This window comes from Lactiplantibacillus herbarum (assembly GCF_001039045.1).
GTDB classification, from domain to species: domain Bacteria; phylum Bacillota; class Bacilli; order Lactobacillales; family Lactobacillaceae; genus Lactiplantibacillus; species Lactiplantibacillus herbarum.
Genome location: NZ_LFEE01000012.1, coordinates 1,123 through 19,543 on the forward strand (window position 1 = coordinate 1,123; position 18,421 = coordinate 19,543).

The window sequence follows — 18,421 nt, forward strand, 5'->3', positions numbered from 1 at the left end:
TGGAAGAGACTCTATCTTAAGCTTAGCAAAAAAGGTCGGTCAGATTAGCAGGAATGCTAACTTGACCGACCTTTTGAAATCAAAACTAATTATTTACTAGCCTTGACGGTTTTAATCATGCTTTGAATAGCGTTGGCTTGGTATTGTGCTGCCGCTGCCTTTTGCACTTGTGCTAATTGAGCTTGGCTCATTGTTGGGTTCTTGACCATTGCGGCCTTAACTTGATTTTGAACGTAAACTGTTGCACGTGCTTTCAAAGTTGCTTGTTGTTGTTTCATCAACTTACTGAATTGCTTTGCTTGAGTCGTGCTTAGAACGGCCCAACTCTTCTTAACGTAGAAGTAGTTCGTACGTTTGATGAGCTGTTTGTCGTTGTTAGCTAACCCGAACCAGAACTTCATTGCGTTGTTCTTGTAAGTCCAACGCGTCGTTTTGGTTACTAACTTAGGGTGGCAGTCGTTGTCTTGACTTGGTTAGCCGTTTTTACGCTAGCCGTCGTGTGACTGACTTTCTTCTGATTCGTAGTGGTCTTGTAGATGTAGACCCGGTGCTTATCAGCTGTGCCCACACTTTGGTATAGTAGCAAGTCCATCTGTTTGCTACTGCTAGCAGACTTCAGTGAAGTCGTGGCAGTAGTTGTTGTTTTGACCATACCGTAATGCTGACTGTCGTTCAAAGAAATGAAGACGATTGAAACTAGCATGAGCGCACCAAAGATGATGGTTAGAGTCATTCGCAGTGCGGTCCGGTGAACGTAGATAAATGATAGGAAGAGTGCAAGCGTACTTGCAACTAATAAAATAAGAATCATTAGTCGTTCACCTCCTTAGCAACGGGTTTAACGGAATGTTGTTTGTCCTTCATGAAGAAGGCAACCACTAAACCGATAACGGAGAATGCGACGGCTACCCAGAAGGCAGCGTGATAACCATTTAAGGTCGCGTTAAAGTAACTGTTTTGGTAGCCAAGTGGGTTGCTCTTAATCATGCTATGTGCTGGCTTGGAAGCATCCGTCACGTTTGATAAGACTGACGTTAAGATGGCAGTCCCAATGGAACTAGCAATCTGACGAGTGGTATTATTAACGGCCGTCCCGTGTCCCATTAAATCAACGGGAAGAGCATTCATCCCAGCAGTAGTTGCGGGCATCATAACCATGGCGATACCGAACATCCGTAGTGCGTAAAGAACAACGATATAGACGGTAGGCGTAGTACGAGTGATGAAGGCGAATGGAATCGTCCCAACAGTCAGTAGTAGCATCCCTAAGATAGAAAGACGACGGGCACCAAAGCGGTCAAATGCGCGACCAGTAATTGGGCTCATGATCCCCATCATCAGGGCACCAGCCAAGAGTGAGAGGCCTGATTCAAAGGCGGTAAAGCCGTGAATAATTTGCAAGTATAACGGAATGACCATTTCAGCTCCGACCATTGCCATATTGGCAACGGCACTAAGGATAGCTGCAACGGTGAATTCAGCGTGTTTGAAGACCCGTAATTCCAAGAATGGATTTTTCATAGTCAATTGACGCCAGACAAAACCGGCAATCAGGATCACCCCAATGATCAAGGTTGAAAGAACGATGGCTGAGGTCCAGCCATTATCACCAACGGATGAGAAGCCATAGAGTAAACTCCCGAAACCGGCTGTTGATAAGACTAATGATAAGAAGTCTAATTTTGGTTTAGATGTTTCCAAAACGTTAGCCATGAAGAAGAAGCCGGCAATCATAACGATGGCTACAATCGGTACAATTAAACCGAAAAGGTCACGCCATGATAAGTTGTCAATAACCCATCCTGAAAGGGTTGGGCCAATGGCTGGAGCTAAGCCGATAACGATTCCGGCAGTTCCCATGGCAGCGCCACGTTTATCTGCGGGGAAAATCGTTAACATGATGGTCTGTAGGAGTGGCATCGTAACACCGACACCCACAGCCTGAATCAGTCGACCAGCTAATAAAGTACCGAAGTTGGGGGCGGTCCAACAAATAATCGTCCCAATTTCGAAGATGCTCATCGCTGCGAGATACAACCATTTAGTTGAAATCCGCGAACTGAGCCAAGCGCTAACGGGAATCATGATCCCGTTAACTAACATAAATCCGGTTGTTAACCATTGCACTGTCGACGTCGTAATGTCGAAATCCTTCATTAACGTGGGGAAGGCAGTGGTTAAAATCGTTTGGTTAAGCACGGTACAAAAAGTACCAACTAATAAGACGGCAATGAGCAAAGCGCGATTATACGGTTTGCCATGCGTATCAACAGTTGTTGACAATTAAATCCCTTCTCTCTAACAAAGTACGTTGTCTAATATAATCGGATTTAATAACTTTGTCAACAAACTTGACAATAATATCAAAAAATATATACTAAATATTGAAATTGTTAGAAAAGAGGCTGACACGTGGATAATCAAGAGGGTGTGTCCTTCAAGAAGTTCAAGGACCAGATTCATAAACACCAATTTACAATTGGAATCAGTGACTTAGCAAAGATGACGGGTGTTTCACAGACTCAGTTACGCTATTGGGAACAGAAAAATTATATTCATACGCTGCAAGCCGGCGAGAAAAACACGACGCACCGTTACGCATACGGGACGTTGATGCGGGTTCATTTTATTAAAATGATGTTGGATGAAGGTTTTACGTTAGCCGCTGCGGTCGAACGTGCGGATGGTTATGGTAATCAAATGGATATGATGCGGATTTTTGTCATGACTAGTTTTCAGGGAATTGAAGAACGGGATGGTCATCACATGATCAATTTAGGCTACTTTGATGAGGAGCATAAGCAACAACTTTATTGTTTTATTCAGGATGAAGAACCTCACTATCGCGTCTATCCCGTTTAACGAGATAAACCAGTAGAAGCGCGCCTTTCAACTTGTGAAAACGATTGATTAATGTTAGATTTAGGGTGTAGGTATCGGTCAGTCACTTGGGCATTAAAGTTTCCCGTTCGTCAACCGATCTTATGGCTGGGTTGACCGTGTCATGTTGGTCGTGTTTTGAAGTTTAACTTTGTAAGAGGATTTACAACGGAGCGCGAAATAGCGCAGAGATGCCTAGCTAGTCTAGGTAGTAATCGTGCATAAAAACAACGTGTAATTGAAAACTAGTAGTAGTATTCAATCGCCCGGTGATGATACCTATCAGGGGTCCCAAGTGCTGCGGGAAAGCTTGGGGCTTTTTGTTTGCACTGAATAGGCTGAGATTCCAGGTGGCCGCGTCGATAACGGGTACAAAAAAGAGCTTGGGAAAATCCCAAACTCAGTGGATTGTTGATAACGTTTCAGCTAATAAGCACTGAAATACTATTACTGACAGCTTTAAGCGAAGGTTTAAGAGGTTGCCAGTTGAGCGAAGTGGGTCGCGTACCATTCTTGCCATGGTAGGGCGGCGTTGCCACTGGAGAAGTACTTTTGACCAAGCTGTGCGATCAGACTAACGTAGTCGGCAAATGAGGTATTAATACTATCACTTATCCGTTGTGCATTGGTCATAAAGCGGCCATAGGTAAGTTGGGCATTAATATCTGTCATGTACTGGGCGACGTCATAGTTCGACATCATTTCGAGATTGTTAGCATCAAAAAGTGGTATGTAAAAGGTTGCAAAATCTTCAACCGCTTTATGCTGCAAACTATCATTAAGCTGTGTTATTGATAATTGAGCATCATCATTCACGATGCGGTTCCTCCTTAGTGTGGAGCACATTTAAAAATTAAGACAATTGCGCTACAATTTAATTATGGCACGATTAGGTTTCTTTTTCAAAGTTTTGGTAACCGCTTAAACTCATCGCGCTGGAACTAGTGTCACAATTGTAGTAAGATGTTAGAATTATATTCAGAGAATTTTAGATAGAAACAATTTTAGTTGAGGTGAAAAATAGCCATGACCCCCATGAAGGAAGATTACTTGAAAATTATTTTCGAGCTTGGTGGTACGAAGAAAAAGGTGTCCAATAAGCAGATTGCGTTAAGCTTAGACATCGCAGCCGGATCCGTTACGGAAATGGTTGGTAAATTAGTTCAAGAAGGCTTAGCAAAGCATACCCCATATGCGGGGATTTCATTGACTAAGAAGGGGATTCGGTATGCCGAGACGTTAGTCCGTAAGCACCGGATCTGGGAAGATTTCTTAGTTGATAAGTTGAATTACGATTTGCCCGACGTGCATACTGAAGCGGAAGTTTTGGAACACGTTACTAGTGATCGTTTGATTAATTCGTTAGAAGAATTTTTAGGCAACCCAACGTACTGTCCTCACGGTGGCGCAATTCCTGATAAGGAAGGTCACTACCAAGAAGACAGTCATGTTAGCCTAGCCGATACCGAAGATGGGGCCAATGTTATGGTTGAACGGTTTATTGATAATCATGACTTGTTGATGTATTTACATGATACACCGCTAAAAATCGGACAACAGATTACAGTTATGAAGCATGATCCGTTCGAAGGCCCAGTGACGGTATTGATTAAAAAGACCGGTGAACAGATTCCAATTAGTTTTAAAGCAGCACATAATGTCTTTGTTAAATAGGCTTAGTTTGATTGAAACTAAGTTAGTTTAGCTGGTTATACTATGATGTTTATGGGGCAAGAAAGTTTTATATGAAATCGCTGTGATTCACTACCTTTTTTAAAAGCAATATGCTACAATTACTCATGTAGCTTGGTTAGGTAATTTTGGTCAGATCGTTTCAATAAACTATCCCCATTTGCACCGAATCATGATTTACATTAATTTTATACGTGCAAAACGCACTAGGAGGATTTTTTATTATGGAACACGGAACAGTTAAATGGTTCAACGCTGATAAGGGTTTTGGTTTTATCACTCGCGAAAACGGTAGCGATGTATTCGTACATTTCTCAGCTATCCAAGAAGACGGCTTCAAGAGTCTTGAAGAAGGCCAAGCTGTAAACTTCGACGTTGAAGAAAGCGATCGTGGCCCACAAGCAGTTAACGTTACTAAAGCTTAATTAACGCTTAAATGGCTAATAAAAACCGGTAATGGGATTTTCCCATCACCGGTTTTTTGTTGTCTTTTAATAATCGCTAAGTTAAGTCAGATAAAAGTTTAGATATTCCTTTACTAACGACGTTATTTTGGCTAAAGTAAGACTTATTGAAGGATGACAATTAACGAGATTAGTCGTTGTAAGCGATGAGTCTTGAGAAATGGGGCTGACTGAAGATGACTGCGGATGAATTGATTATTGCAACGTGTTTGAAAGCTGGCAAAATCATGGTTGAAAATGGTTCTGAAATCTCACGAGTCGATGATACGATGATGCGAATTGCGCAAAACGCCGGGGTCGTTTCGGCTAATACTTACGTGACGATTACCGGCGTGATGATGTCAATTCAGGGGCGTAATGCGACCCAGATTGCAGCGATCAATCAACGAACGATTGATTTGGAAAAAGTGGCACAGGTCAATCAGTTGTCACGGCAATTTGCGGATACGAAGATTGATCTGACGACTTTATATGAACGGTTGAATCAAATCGATGCGGCATCTCGATCATTCCCATTGTGGTTACAATTGGTAGGAGCTGCGCTTGTCAGTGGTCCGTTGATGATCATGTTTCGTCAGGAAGTAATCAATACTTGGCCAACGGTTGTGATTGGAACACTTGGGTACCTCGTCTTTTATCTGCTTAATCGTTACTTGAAGATCAAATTTCTCAGTGAGTTGATGGCGGCTTTATTAATTGGCTTTGGTGCCGAGTGGGCTTGCCAGATTGGCTGGGGGACCAATGTTAACGATATTATTATTGGTGCTCTGATGCCACTAGTGCCGGGGGTGCCATTGACTAACGCGGTACGCGACACGTTAGCTGGCAACTTTGTCAGTGGCCCGGCCCGGGGTGTAGAAGCCATGTTGAGCGCTGCAGCGCTAGGATTTGGAATTGCAATGGTGATCACGCTTTTCTAAAAAGCTGTGGCATAAGTAGAAATAATAAAAGACTAGCCGGTTAAGTTACAGCTAGTTTAAGACGATGGAGGTGCAAGATGGCAGTCGTTGGACAGTTAGCGTTAGCGTACATTGCTGTTTTGGGATTTGGTTTAATCATTAATATTCCGCACCAAGCACTGAATGTAGCTGGTTGGATTGGGACATTGACTTGGGGCGGCTATCTGATTGTGCAAGCATTTGATGGTGGCGTTGTCCTAGGAAGTTTGATTGGCTCAGTGGGAATTGGCGTACTGAGTAGTCTAGCAGCACGGTATAAAAAAATGCCGGCAATTATTTTTAACATTCCTAGTCTGGTGTCATTTGTGCCGGGAAGTCAGGCCTATCAGATGGTCCGCAACTTTGCGCTGGGAAATTATCGACAAGCGGTGTCGTTTACGTTGCAGGTCGTAATGATTACGGGTGCGATTGCTTTAGGATTCTTATTGGCTGAATTGTTGAATCGCTTGATAACGTTCTGTACGTTGCGTTGGCGTTACTAAAATAATAATTCAAAATAAAAATGGATGCCCTAGAAGGCATCCATTTTTATTTGATCTGTTAAATAGAATTAATTTTGGTTAGCGTACTTTTTTCCAGTTGTAGCGGCCTTTAAGTCTAAAGAGCTACGAAGGACGTTGGTAACGCGTTGCTTTTCTGATTGAGAAACAACTTCGAATGATTGCCCATCAATCATCTTACCAGTTCCTTGAGCATGATCAGAAACCACGTTCTTAGTGGCAACCCGATAATTGGTGAAGATGCTAGTTAAGTTACCTAAAGTTAAGTCAGTTCGAGTTTGTTTTGCAATTGATGACATAAAGTCTTGTTTGAGTAAGTTAGAAGCACTACTGCTTTCACTGATGATAGCAGTGATCAATTGACGTTGACGTTGTTGACGACCATAGTCACCCAATGGATCATCGTAACGCATCCGTGAGTAGGCGAGCGCCTTGGCACCAGCCATATGGGTCTTTTGTCCCTTAGTGAAGGTGTAGCCTTCATAAGTGAAGGTCCGAATTGGCGTAATGTCCACGCCACCGATTTCATCGACGACCTTCTTCATACCACCCATGTTGATCAAGGCGTAGTAATCAACTGGGACGTTCAACCATGATTGGACGGTCTTGATGGTTGTTCCCGCACTACCATAAGCGTAAGCGGCATTAAGTTTGCTTGGGAAATCCTGTTCGAAACCAGTGACGGCAACCTCAGCATCTCGAGGTAAGCTCATCAGTGTGGTTGTCTTAGTCTGTGGGTTGATGGTTGCTAGAATAACCGTATCGGTGCGACCCTTGTAGTCACGACCGAGAGCCCCAGTATCAGTTCCTAGTAAGAGAATTGAGAAAGGCTTCTTGCCACTCAAGACAGCGCTGGTATCACGTGACTTGCTGATTCCACTACTCTTAAAGACCGTGTCGGCTGCCTTCTTAGCGTTATAGAAGGTTCGGGCGGCAAAGGCCCCAGTTCCGACTAGCAATACGGCGATGATGACTAAAATTGTCGTACGGACAGGATGTCTTTTCTTAGGACCCTTTCCGTTGTTCTTCTGTGAACCCTCGTTGTGCATTTCTGAGCGACTTGGCATGTCTTCCATTAAATTCTTCCTCCAATGATTGTATGTACCCCATTATTTTAGCATTTTTTCGGTTCAGCGGAAACTGAATCCACATAACAATTGCGACCGAATAAATGTCAAACTTGGAATTAAGCATAACCTTTTTGTTAATAAAGAAGGACTAACCAATGACTTCTTTGTTTTTTTTTAAGGTTCTGCCGGTAATATTAAGCTTTTATTCAGTTAATTAACAGATATGGTATAATTTTGTTAATTTAAATATTGATGGGGGTTCTTGTTTTGATGATCGATAAGTCGCGCAGCCGGCCGATCAAGTTCGTCATTGGCATTATTTTATTTGCCTATTTGAGCTATTTTATTAGTGATGGCGCAATTGGTATTGATTTGTTGGATGCTGCAATTACATCGCTGGTGCAGGTCAGCAGTAGTGGTGTGTGGGTAGCTTTTTATAAAGTAATCGCTTGGTTGGCTTCGCCTGGGCTAGATGTGCTATGGATTGTGATATTATCATTTTTACTCTATGGCTTTAAATATAAAATTCAGGCCTTTTGGTCGTTAGCATATATGGCTGGAGCAATGGTTCTAGGTTTCATCATGAAACACTTGGTAGCACGAGCCCGGCCAATCAATCACTTGGCACAGGATACTGGTTATAGTTATCCAAGTGGTCATGTGTTAGGAACGTTTGTGTTGGTCAGCGTGATTCTACTCTTCGTAGTTCCTGAATTACCTAATTATCGATTATCTCAGGTTGTTCGGTGGGGGAGTATTGTTTGGTTGATTTTAGTGATGCTGTCACGAGTGTATTTGTCAGCACATTACCCAACGGATACAATTGGCGCTGTGCTGTTAGCTTGGACTTGGTCACAGGTTATGCAGTGGTTCTACGTCTTCTGGGCACCGGGATTATTTCAATGGAAATTATTCTATCGTTCATACTTATAATTTTAAAGTAATCGAAATAGTGATGAGATAAGTAAAACCGCCACGTTAATCGTGACGGTTTTTTTGATTGTTCTAAAAATCAATGGTTTTGGGTAGCTTGTTCAGCTAACCACTCCAACGCTAATGATAGCCAGTGAGCGGCGTGTGGCTGGTCGGCATCCGGTTTCCAAGCGGTTTGGGCGTTAGCTAATGCTAAGCCATGGGGACCGTGGCGAAAAACGTGGAGTTCATAGGCAATGTTAGCCGTGGCTAAGGCCGTTGCATAAGCTAAGGCGTTAGTGGCGGGAACGATCGGATCATCCGCGGTTGCCCAGATAAAGGGAGGGCGATTATTTAGATTGACGTGTTGTTCTGCGGCTAGATCAGTTGGTTGCGTGCTCCAAGTTGCAATCGTGGCCGCGTCTTTAGGAAAACCTAGCAGTGGACTGATAACTGGGTAACTTAAAATAACGTTGGCTGGTTTCAGGGCTGTGGCTTCAACGTCGAGTTTTGAAGGCAGGAGGTTCTGCCAATAATCATTATAGAGTGCGACGATGTGACCACCGACGCTGAAACCAGCTAAGGTAATCTGGTCAGCAATGATGTGCCACTCTGTAGCGTGTTGCTTTAGTAAGCAGACAGCTTCAGCGAGGTCGAATACAGGTGTAAGTCCTAATGGTTGTTGATTACTAAGCAGGGTATATTCTAAATAAAAGGCTTGATAGCCATGCCCCGCAAATGCCATCGCAAGGGTTTCAGCCTGTCCCGTTGGAATATGGGTGTAAGACCCACCTGGAACAATGATGACGGCTGGCAGTTCAGTTTGATGCGCATTCTGATCCGGTGTGTGTAAAAATCCGGTCAGTTGGGTCTGATTATTCGTTAATTTTTGTTGGATAACTTGCATGCAATCACCTCAATTGATATGGTTAACATAACTATTATAACGCAAGACAGGTGGGACAGATATGGTAATGGTCACGGTTACAGTTCAGGGGGAACAATTAGAATTAAGACCGTTTACGGATGCGGATGTTACGGATTACTATGAATTGGTATGTGATCCAGCAGTTGCGGCACCGGCTGGCTTTACACCAGCACACAGTTTAACTGAAGCCGAGTTTTTGTTACGCCAACAGTCAAAGTTACCGCAAATCTTTGCTATTGAATTAGTCGCTGAGCATAAAGTAATTGGGAGTATTGGCTTGTATGAACGAATAACTAACGCCGGTGAGCCGGCAACTCAAGAAATGGATCTGGGATACATGTTGAATGGCCGGTACTGGCGTCGAGGGATTATGACGGCGGCGTTCGTCAATTACAACAATATGGTTTTGAAACGTTGCAATTGCGACGGATGACCGCTAGTTGTTTAGCGGATAACCCGGCTTCTAAGCAAATTTTGAGTCGTGCTAATTTTCAGCAATATGATGCCGTTCGCCACCCAGACTATGCGCCATTTGGTGCCGGCGAGACTGAACTTTTTTATGAATGTGTTACGTTACCACAGGGAGATGAGTAACATGCAACTTGCTAAATCATTTGAACAAGCCGCTTGCATGATTGTTTTGTTAGCAACACAACAGCCAACGATTCCGTTAACGGCCGATGTGATCCATGAACGAATCGGGGGCTCAGCCACGTATATTCGCAAAATCATCCGTAAACTAGTTGTGGCAGAGTTAGTTACTTCAACTAGTGGCAATAACGGTGGGGTCCATCTAGCTCGTTCGCCGGAAGAGATTTCAATTACGGACGTTGTCACCGCAATTGAAGGTCCTTTACAGTCGTTTCCGGATCATGGCTATTTCGATCAGGTCTTTAAGGATGTTGAACCCGTTGCTGATGAGGGGACTAAAGTAGTTAACGCTATTTTTGCTCAGGCTGACCAACTGTGGTTAACCTTTTTAAGTCAGCAAAAGATTGCCACGTTGATCAAAGAATTATTGGCGGTTCAAGAGATTCCAGTGTTGGACTGGACGAACCAGTCAGATGATAAGATGATGCAATTGAACCAGCTATTAACGAGGATGCGTACTGACTAAGTGAGGGGGGCTACAAAGTTAGTGAAAAATGAGAACGTTTTCGCTTGGTAAAGCAAGATGGACCGGCATTAAGCATGTTTTTTGATGTTTTAAAAATGATGAACTTTATTTCACAAGGCTGAAAATGCTATTATTACGGTGTTTTTTGTGGTATTCTAACATTGATTTTCACAAAGATGAGGAGAACAACATGGCAGATAAGAAATACTATGGGGCTGACGCAATTGTTGACAGCCTTGCAAACCACGACGTTAAATATGTATTTGGTATTCCCGGTGCCAAAATTGACCGGGTCTTTGAACGATTAGAACATCCAGTTAATCCTAAGACTCCTAAGCTAGTAGTGACGCGTCATGAACAAAACGCGGCTTTCATTGCGGCTGGTATTGGCCGGATTACGGGTAAGCCAGGGGTTGTGATGGCGACTTCTGGTCCTGGTGCTAGTAACTTGGCGACTGGCCTCGTTACAGCAACGGCAGAAGGTGATCCTGTTCTAGCGATTGCTGGTCAGGTTCAACGGGCTGATTTATTACGTTTAACTCACCAAAGTATGAATAACGCGGCACTCTTCCAACCAATTACGAAGTATAGTGCTGAAGTGCAAGAACCAGAGAATATCTCAGAAGTACTTGCGAATGCTTATCAAGAAGCAACGGCTGCTAAACAGGGGGCTAGTTTCATCAGTGTTCCCCAAGATGTTACGGACTCAATAGTTAAACGGCCAATTATCAAACCGATTCAGGCACCCAAATTAGGACCTGCTAGTCCGGTTGAAGCAACACTCTTAGCTCAGAAGATCAAGGCAGCCAAATTGCCTGTTTTACTAGTTGGGATGCGTGCATCTTCACCAGAAGTAACCGCAGCGATTCGGAACTTAGTATCGGATGCAAACCTACCCGTTATCGAAACATTCCAAGCTGCCGGAGTAATCTCACGTGACTTAGAAGCGAACCACTTCTTTGGTCGGGTCGGCTTGTTCCGCAACCAACCAGGTGACATGTTACTGAAGAAATCAGACTTAGTCATTGCTGTGGGTTACGATCCAATCGAATACGAACCACGTAACTGGAATGCTGAAGGTAAGTCACGCATCGTTGTCATCGATGATATGCGTGCTGAAATCGATCATAACTTCCAACCAGAGACAGAATTGATTGGGGATATCGCACAAACGTTGGACTTCTTGTTGCCTTACATGAAGGGCTACGATTTGGGAGAAGAATCTCAAGCTTATCTAAATGAGCTGCAAGAACGACTTCAAACCCGGGATTTTGTGCCTAATATTGATGAAAATTCGTCTTTAAGTCACCCGTTGTCTGTGATCTCAGCATTACAGCAACGAGTTACCGATGAAATGACTGTAGCTGTCGATGTGGGTAGTCACTATATCTGGATGGCACGCCATTTCCGGAGCTACGAACCACGACACTTGTTATTCAGTAACGGGATGCAAACGTTGGGTGTGGCATTACCTTGGGCGATTGCGGCAGCTTTAGTCCGGCCAAACACCCAGATTGTTTCCGTATCTGGTGACGGTGGGTTCCTATTCTCTGCTCAAGAACTTGAAACAGCTGTACGGATGAACTTGAACATCGTACATTTGATCTGGAATGATGGGACTTACGACATGGTTAAGTTCCAAGAAGAGATGAAATATGGCGAAGACGCGGCGGTTCATTTTGGCCCCGTTGACTTTGTTAAGTACGCTGAGAGTTTTGGTGCCACTGGTTTACGAGTTAATAAACCTGCAGATCTTGATCAGATTCTTGACCAGGCTTTTGCAACTGAAGGTCCCGTTATCGTGGATATTCCAATCGATTATTCAGATAACAAAGCCCTTGGTCAAACAATGTTACCAGATCAATTTTATTAAAAACAACTGGTATAGCCGGTTGTCAAATACAGATGAGTTAGCTATAATGATTGAGTATATCGAAAGAAGAGGACGCGGTTAACATGAGTAACCAGCTGGAGGTGGGTCACCACCGATGAAGGCTAGTGAAAGGGGCGACCGCCGAAATGAAGTGATCGGTGACTGATTGCTTTGTTGGGCCTTGGTTGAATAAATCAAGGACTGTCGCGGCTAGAATAGTCGCGGGGCGCTATCGACCATGAAATCAGCATTTATGTAAGCTAATCTGATTAAAGTCTTTTTGCGCACTTTGCAAGGAGACTTTTTATTTTGAGCCAACATAACTGAATCGGTGTGAACACTTTTAGATATAAATCGATTTTTGGAGGTTCTGCAATGGCAGAAGAACAACATCAGGAAGTGCATCGCTCTTTAGAAACACGGCACTTATCCATGATTGCATTAGGTGGTAGTATCGGGACGGGGCTATTCGTAGCTTCGGGCTCGGCAATTTCAACGGCAGGTCCTGGCGGGGCGTTACTCGCTTACGTGGGGATTGGGATTATGGTCTATTTCTTAATGACCAGTCTAGGCGAAATGGCCACGTACTTACCCGTATCAGGGTCGTTCTCGACTTATGCGACCAGGTTCGTTGATCCGGCAATGGGATTCGCAATGGGCTGGAACTACTGGTTCAACTGGGCCATTACCTTGGCAGTTGATATCAGTACGGCGGCGATCGTTATGCAATTTTGGCTGCCATCCGTACCAGGGTGGGTCTTTAGTCTAATTGCGCTGGTGCTAATCTTTACGATCAACGCGTTATCCGTACGTTCATTTGGTGAGACGGAATACTGGCTATCTTTGGTCAAAGTCGTTACCGTACTTGTTTTCTTGGTGATCGGGGTATTAACGATCTTCGGGATTATGGGTGGTCACGCAACTGGTTTGAGTAACTTTACCTTGAAAAAGGCACCATTTGTTGGTGGAATTCCAACCATTTTGAGTGTCTTCGTCGTCGCTGGTTTTTCATTCCAAGGGACTGAATTGATTGGGATTACGGCGGGCGAATCAGCAACGCCTGAAAAGAGTATTCCGGCTGCAATCAAACAAGTTTTCTGGCGAATTCTGTTATTCTATATTCTAGCCATCTTTGTGATCGCGGCAATCATTCCTTATACGTCTAAAGACTTATTGGGATCATCTGCCAGCGATATTGCCATCAGTCCGTTTACGTTAGTCTTCAAACGGGCGGGATTGGCTGCTGCGGCTAGTGTCATGAACGCGGTCATTTTAACGTCAGTCTTGTCAGCCGCTAACTCAGGGATGTATGCTTCAACGCGGATGCTGTATTCACTTTCTTTACAGGGATACGCACCTAAGACGTTTGGTCGGGTGAACCGTCGTGGAATTCCAGTGATGGCTTTACTAGGAACGACCGTCATCGGTTTGTTGACCTTCTTATCAAGCCTATTCGGTGCTCGTATCTATATCTTCTTAGTATCAGCTAGTGGTTTAACCGGATTTATCGCTTGGTTAGGGATTGCGATTTCACATCTGCGCTTCCGTAAGGCCTTTATCAAGCAGGGACATTCGTTGGACGAATTGCGTTACCATGCTAAGTGGTTCCCATTTGGACCTTGGTTTGCATTCATTCTGTGTATTGTCGTTATTGCGGGTCAAGATTTACATTCATTTGCAACGTGGGATTGGCAAGCGATTGGGGTCACCTACATGAGTATCCCGCTGTTCATCGTTTTATATGCCTATTATAAAATTCGCTATCGAACTAAGATGATTCCGTTAGATAAAGTTGATCTAACGAAGCATCATTCTGATAACGGCTAAATTCAGTAAAATTTTAAGTATCAGCATACCGCTGATACTTTTTTTGTGTTAATTTTAAAGTGTAGAGTATAACCAGAATTATTAAGAGAGTTCAAAGTCTGATATGCAACTGTCATGGTTGGATACCAGTCATGCTAGGATTAGGATGAGAAAGGCAGCGAGAGAGATGTTGAGAAAAGTATGGACAGGACTAGCTTTAGTAACGATAGTTGGGGCTTTAAGTGGTTGCGGGACGACTAAAACCACTGCAACGAAGGCTACTGCGACAAGTAGTCAAAAAACGACTAAGACACAGACCAAGCGGCAGAAATTGATCAGTGCGTTACCTAAGGGCGTTAAGTCGACTGACAGTGATTTGGTGGTTGTTAACGAGTGGCATAAGCACAGTGAAATGACGTTTGATAAGTCCAGTGTCAACGGGATTGCGGTACGGAGTTCAATTGTTAAGCCGTTAGAAGCTTTTATTGCCGGTGCAAAAAAGGCTGGCTATCCGGCAACAATTGTCTCTGGGTATCGTTCCGTAGCTTACCAACAGGAAGTTTGGGATCAATCGATTCAGACTTATGAGAATCAGGGTAAAACGGCTAAGGAAGCTCTGAAATTGACGAAAGAATACGTCGCAGTACCGAGAGCCAGTGAACATGAGACTGGTTTGGCTGCGGATATTATGAATACAACTTGGTATAATAATCATGGCAATCAGTTGTTGTCTTCTTCGGATAAGGCCAAGGGGCAACAGTGGTTGATCAACCACGCAGCCGATTACGGCTTTGTCTTACGGTTTACGAAGGCTGGTGAGAAGTCAACCGGGATTGATTATGAGTCGTGGCATTTTCGCTATGTCGGTAAGGCGAGTGCGCAGTTCATGACTAAGCACAACTTAACGTTGGAACAGTACGTTAGTTTGCTACAGGCACGTGAAAAAGCGAATAAATAAATTTTGAGGATTCTGCGGGTTGCTGTGGAATCCTTTTTTTAACCATACATTTGACAGTTAATGCTGTAGGCACCATGAGGGGCGTATTGAGGATAATATATTTGGAGCTTGCGGTAGATGGGGCGTAATGGGTAAAACCTCATTCTCTGATGGTAATAGCCGAAACGTGCGCCAAAAGCCAGCTTGCTCCGCTTAACCCGAAATCAGGGACTATTCCCAAGACCGGAATAATCCCTGATTCCACGTTAATAGCTGAAACGTGCGCCAGCAGGCAGGGCCCTCCGCTTAGCTACGGAGAAGCAACGATTACAAAAAAACGCACTCCTCACTCCTCCTAGGCTATGCTCGGTCCCTAACCGCCTGCTGGCGCACTCTATTTTCTTCCCCCAGATATTGCATTTTACCGCATGGGTGCGTACAATATGTAGTGTTACTTTTTAATGATGAATGAAATTTTGACGTGAATAAAAGGAGAGACCCCCATGCTTGTAATGTCAGGAACAATCGGTGCCGGCAAGACGAGTTTAACGCAATTAGTCGCTGACCATTTTGGCTCAACCGCGTTTTACGAATCTGTTGATGACAATCCCATTTTACCGTTATTTTATAAGGACCCTAAAAAATACGCGTTCTTATTACAAATCTATTTCTTAAATAAACGGCTTGATAGTATTAAGTCAACCTATGCTAATGACTTGGACGTACTTGATCGTTCGATCTTCGAAGACTCATTGCTATTCCACTTAAACGGTGACTTAGGTCGCGCAACGAATACTGAGGTCGACATTTACGATTCGTTACTGAATAACATGATGCAAGAACTCCCAGAAGCCTCACATCAGAAGAGTCCAGATCTGTTGATCCATATCAACATCTCGTTTGATACGATGTTACAACGGATTCAAAAACGTGGACGTTCTTATGAACAGATCGATCAAGATCCAGATCTATTCAACTATTATCAGACTTTAAATGCACGCTATGTGGATTGGTATGCGAACTATAATCACAGTCCTAAAATGCAGATTGATGGCGATCAACTAGACTTTGTTGCGGACCCAGAAGCCCGTAAGGAAGTTATTCGCTTGATCGATGAAAAAGTTACTAGCCTCGCTTAGTTGCCTTTTTATCAGTTATGATCTATAGTAAGTAATGAAATATAAAACACGGTGCGTTTCAAGTAGATATTCAGAGAGCCAGTGGGTGGTGTGAACTGGTAGTCGAAACTCCGACGCAACAATGTGGGCAGGTAATTCTGCACGGCTCGGCCGTTATCCGTTTAAAGGGTGGGATCATTATGGTCCTGAACTTGGGTGGTACCGCGAATCGCAGTCTCTTCGTCCCAATTGGGAGGAGGGACTGTTTTTATTTACAAAAATATGTGTAGAGGACGTGTACAAATGTTAGATGTAAAGATGATTCGCCAGAACCCAGATTTTGTTAAGGAACAACTTGGTCATCGTGGGGTCGCTGCTAGTGATATCGATGATTTATTAGCTGCCGACGAACAACGCCGTGAATTGATTGCTAAGAGTGAACAATTAAAGTCAACTCGTAACCAAGTTTCAGGTGAAATCTCACAGAAGAAGCGCGACAAAGCGGATGCTAGTGCTGAAATTGCCGAAATGCAAGAAGTTAGTGCCGAAATCAAGACTTTGGATGAACAACGTCGCGCGATCGATGCTAAGGTTCAAGATATGGATGCCCACCTACCAAACATGCCACACCCAGACGTTCCAATCAGTCTTAAAGAAGAAGACGCCGTTGAATTACGTCGAATCGGAACACCACGCAAGTTTGACTTTACGCCTAAAGCCCACTGGGAACTTGGTGAAAGTCTTGGAATCTTAGACTTTGAACGCGGTGCTAAAGTTTCTGGTAGTCGTTTCTTGTACTACGTTGGCGATGGTGCCAAGCTAGAACGTGCCGTATACAACTTCTTCTTGGATCAACATGAAGAAGAGGGTTACACCGAAATCTTACCACCATACATGGTTACTGATGAATCAATGTACGGAACTGGCCAATTCCCTAAGTTTAAGGAAGATGCTTTCCGGATTACGACCCAAGATTTAACGTTGATTCCAACGGCTGAAGTCCCATTGGTCAACTACTACCGTGACGAAGTAATCCCTACTGAAAAATTACCCGTATACTTTACGGCGTTGTCACCAGCCTTCCGTGAAGAAGCAGGGAGTGCCGGCCGCGATACTAAGGGTCTGATTCGTTTACACCAATTCAATAAGGTTGAAATGGTTAAGTTCACGAAGCCTGAAGATTCATGGGATGAACTTGAAAAGTTAACGAATAATGCAGAATCATTATTGAAGAAACTGGACTTGCCATACCACGTGATCACCTTAACGACTGGTGATATGAGCTTTACGGCTGCCATGACACATGACCTTGAAGTTTGGTTCCCAGAACAAGACAAGTACCGTGAAATCTCAAGTTGTTCTAACTGTACTGATTTCCAAGCACGTCGTTCACACATTCAATATCGTGATGAAGACGGTAAGTTACAATTCGTTCACACGTTGAACGGTAGTGGCTTAGCTGTTGGGCGGACCGTTGCTGCTATTTTGGAAAACTACCAAAATGAAGATGGTACCGTAACGATTCCAGATGTCTTGGTTCCTTACATGCATGGTAAAACTAAAATTGAAAAACAAGGCTAACATTAGTTAGTGAGGGCGAGTACTCAGCAATGGGTACTCGCTTTTTGCATAATTTATGAGTATCTAGGAAGGCGGTTATTGGTGACGCCGGACTAATAGTGAGAATTACAACAGAGGGTTTAAGATGTAAATGCAACGGGGTACCAAGATAAAAAGCGGCTTGGAAGCTGTTAATATCACGATTGACAATAATTAATTCAAATAAATACCACTTTTTTTGAAAATAGGGTTTGCTATTTTCGATTGGCGTGCTATAATATTTCTTGTCGGTAAATATGCGTCATTCATTCAAGAAGAAGTATATTTATCCAAAATTAATTTTAAAAACATGTTGACAAGAATTAGACATGATGATAAAGTTAAATAGTTGTCAAGGCGTACAAATAAGTCCTGTTTCGACAACAAGGCATGATAGTTAATATCATGCGGGTGTGGCGGAATTGGCAGACGCGCTAGATTTAGGTTCTAGTGTCTTCGGACGTGGGGGTTCAAGTCCCTTCACCCGCACATGCCGACTTAGCTCAGTTGGCAGAGCATCTCACTAGTAATGAGGAGGTCGGAGGTTCGAATCCTCTAGTCGGCAT

General features: G+C 43.6%; 18 protein-coding genes, 2 tRNA genes, 1 pseudogene and 1 riboswitch. Of the genes and pseudogenes, 16 read left to right on the top strand and 5 right to left on the bottom strand.

Annotation, left to right across the window (positions count from 1 at the left end; all coding sequences use genetic code 11):
* Positions 1-89: 89 nt before the first annotated feature.
* Together ACG95_RS14990 and ACG95_RS03350 are read right to left on the bottom strand one after the other, a co-directional pair.
* Positions 90-811 (bottom strand): annotated as a pseudogene (locus ACG95_RS14990) (DUF4811 domain-containing protein).
* Positions 811-2,283, bottom strand: coding sequence for an MDR family MFS transporter (locus ACG95_RS03350; protein ID WP_047999153.1), 1,473 nt, complete (start codon positions 2,281-2,283; stop codon positions 811-813). The pseudogene ACG95_RS14990 and the gene ACG95_RS03350 overlap by 1 nt, the downstream one beginning before the upstream one ends.
* A 129-nt stretch (positions 2,284-2,412) precedes the next feature.
* On the opposite strand from ACG95_RS03350, the gene ACG95_RS03355 reads away from it, so the two are divergent.
* On the top strand, positions 2,413-2,862 hold the full coding sequence (locus ACG95_RS03355) for a MerR family transcriptional regulator (RefSeq protein WP_047999154.1): 450 nt from the start codon (positions 2,413-2,415) through the stop codon (positions 2,860-2,862).
* Between the two features lie 489 nt (positions 2,863-3,351).
* Here the strand turns inward: ACG95_RS03355 and ACG95_RS03360 are convergent, their stop codons facing one another.
* Positions 3,352-3,696, bottom strand: a complete 345-nt coding sequence (locus ACG95_RS03360; protein ID WP_047999155.1) for a hypothetical protein — start codon at positions 3,694-3,696, stop codon at positions 3,352-3,354.
* A gap of 210 nt (positions 3,697-3,906) precedes the next feature.
* On the opposite strand from ACG95_RS03360, the gene ACG95_RS03365 reads away from it, so the two are divergent.
* From ACG95_RS03365 to ACG95_RS03380, 4 genes are all read left to right on the top strand, one after another.
* A complete protein-coding gene (locus ACG95_RS03365) occupies positions 3,907-4,554 on the top strand; it encodes a metal-dependent transcriptional regulator (RefSeq protein WP_047999156.1) in 648 nt (215 codons plus the stop codon).
* A gap of 242 nt (positions 4,555-4,796) precedes the next feature.
* Positions 4,797-4,997, top strand: coding sequence for a cold-shock protein (locus tag ACG95_RS03370; RefSeq protein WP_047999157.1), 201 nt, complete (start codon positions 4,797-4,799; stop codon positions 4,995-4,997).
* 209 nt (positions 4,998-5,206) lie between these two features.
* Positions 5,207-5,956: a threonine/serine exporter family protein gene (locus tag ACG95_RS03375; protein WP_082137290.1), complete on the top strand. Its 750-nt coding sequence runs from the start codon at positions 5,207-5,209 to the stop codon at positions 5,954-5,956.
* 77 nt (positions 5,957-6,033) lie between these two features.
* Positions 6,034-6,477, top strand: a complete 444-nt coding sequence (locus ACG95_RS03380) for a threonine/serine exporter family protein (protein WP_047999159.1) — start codon at positions 6,034-6,036, stop codon at positions 6,475-6,477.
* 68 nt (positions 6,478-6,545) lie between these two features.
* On the opposite strand, the gene ACG95_RS03385 is transcribed toward ACG95_RS03380, so the two are convergent.
* Positions 6,546-7,571 carry an LCP family glycopolymer transferase gene (locus ACG95_RS03385; RefSeq protein WP_053072661.1) on the bottom strand — a complete coding sequence of 342 codons (1,026 nt, stop codon included), beginning with the start codon at positions 7,569-7,571 and terminating at the stop codon, positions 6,546-6,548.
* Between the two features lie 264 nt (positions 7,572-7,835).
* On the opposite strand from ACG95_RS03385, the gene ACG95_RS03390 reads away from it, so the two are divergent.
* Positions 7,836-8,498 (top strand): phosphatase PAP2 family protein, encoded by a 663-nt coding sequence (locus ACG95_RS03390; protein WP_047999160.1) that lies wholly within the window; start codon positions 7,836-7,838, stop codon positions 8,496-8,498.
* 79 nt (positions 8,499-8,577) lie between these two features.
* Here the strand turns inward: ACG95_RS03390 and ACG95_RS03395 are convergent, their stop codons facing one another.
* Positions 8,578-9,384, bottom strand: a complete 807-nt coding sequence (locus tag ACG95_RS03395) for a lp_1002 family arylesterase (protein ID WP_047999161.1) — start codon at positions 9,382-9,384, stop codon at positions 8,578-8,580.
* Between the two features lie 61 nt (positions 9,385-9,445).
* On the opposite strand from ACG95_RS03395, the gene ACG95_RS13940 reads away from it, so the two are divergent.
* From ACG95_RS13940 to ACG95_RS03440, 10 genes are all read left to right on the top strand, one after another.
* The gene (locus ACG95_RS13940) at positions 9,446-9,838 is read left to right on the top strand and encodes a GNAT family N-acetyltransferase (protein ID WP_237756439.1); all 393 of its coding nucleotides are present in this window, start codon (positions 9,446-9,448) and stop codon (positions 9,836-9,838) included.
* Entirely contained in the window at positions 9,835-9,999 is a 165-nt protein-coding gene (locus ACG95_RS14705; RefSeq protein ID WP_237756440.1) for a hypothetical protein, read from the top strand. Before ACG95_RS13940 ends, ACG95_RS14705 begins: the two co-directional genes overlap by 4 nt.
* Position 10,000: 1 nt before the next feature.
* On the top strand, positions 10,001-10,522 hold the full coding sequence (locus tag ACG95_RS03405; protein ID WP_047999162.1) for an RrF2 family transcriptional regulator: 522 nt from the start codon (positions 10,001-10,003) through the stop codon (positions 10,520-10,522).
* Positions 10,523-10,712: 190 nt separating this feature from the next.
* Positions 10,713-12,395 (top strand): acetolactate synthase AlsS, encoded by a 1,683-nt coding sequence (alsS, locus tag ACG95_RS03410; RefSeq protein ID WP_047999163.1) that lies wholly within the window; start codon positions 10,713-10,715, stop codon positions 12,393-12,395.
* A 58-nt stretch (positions 12,396-12,453) separates the two neighbouring features.
* Positions 12,454-12,635: riboswitch (Lysine riboswitch) on the top strand.
* Positions 12,636-12,770: 135 nt separating this feature from the next.
* Entirely contained in the window at positions 12,771-14,222 is a 1,452-nt protein-coding gene (locus ACG95_RS03415) for an amino acid permease (RefSeq protein WP_047999164.1), read from the top strand.
* A gap of 166 nt (positions 14,223-14,388) precedes the next feature.
* The gene (locus tag ACG95_RS03420; RefSeq protein ID WP_047999165.1) at positions 14,389-15,159 is read left to right on the top strand and encodes a M15 family metallopeptidase; all 771 of its coding nucleotides are present in this window, start codon (positions 14,389-14,391) and stop codon (positions 15,157-15,159) included.
* A 482-nt stretch (positions 15,160-15,641) separates the two neighbouring features.
* Complete coding sequence (locus tag ACG95_RS03425) at positions 15,642-16,277, top strand: deoxynucleoside kinase (protein ID WP_047999166.1); 636 nt, start codon at positions 15,642-15,644, stop codon at positions 16,275-16,277.
* 282 nt (positions 16,278-16,559) lie between these two features.
* On the top strand, positions 16,560-17,837 hold the full coding sequence (serS, locus tag ACG95_RS03430) for a serine--tRNA ligase (protein WP_047999167.1): 1,278 nt from the start codon (positions 16,560-16,562) through the stop codon (positions 17,835-17,837).
* Between the two features lie 425 nt (positions 17,838-18,262).
* Positions 18,263-18,344, top strand: a tRNA-Leu gene (locus tag ACG95_RS03435).
* A 3-nt stretch (positions 18,345-18,347) separates the two neighbouring features.
* Positions 18,348-18,420: transfer RNA gene (locus tag ACG95_RS03440), tRNA-Thr, on the top strand.
* Position 18,421 lies beyond the last annotated feature (1 nt).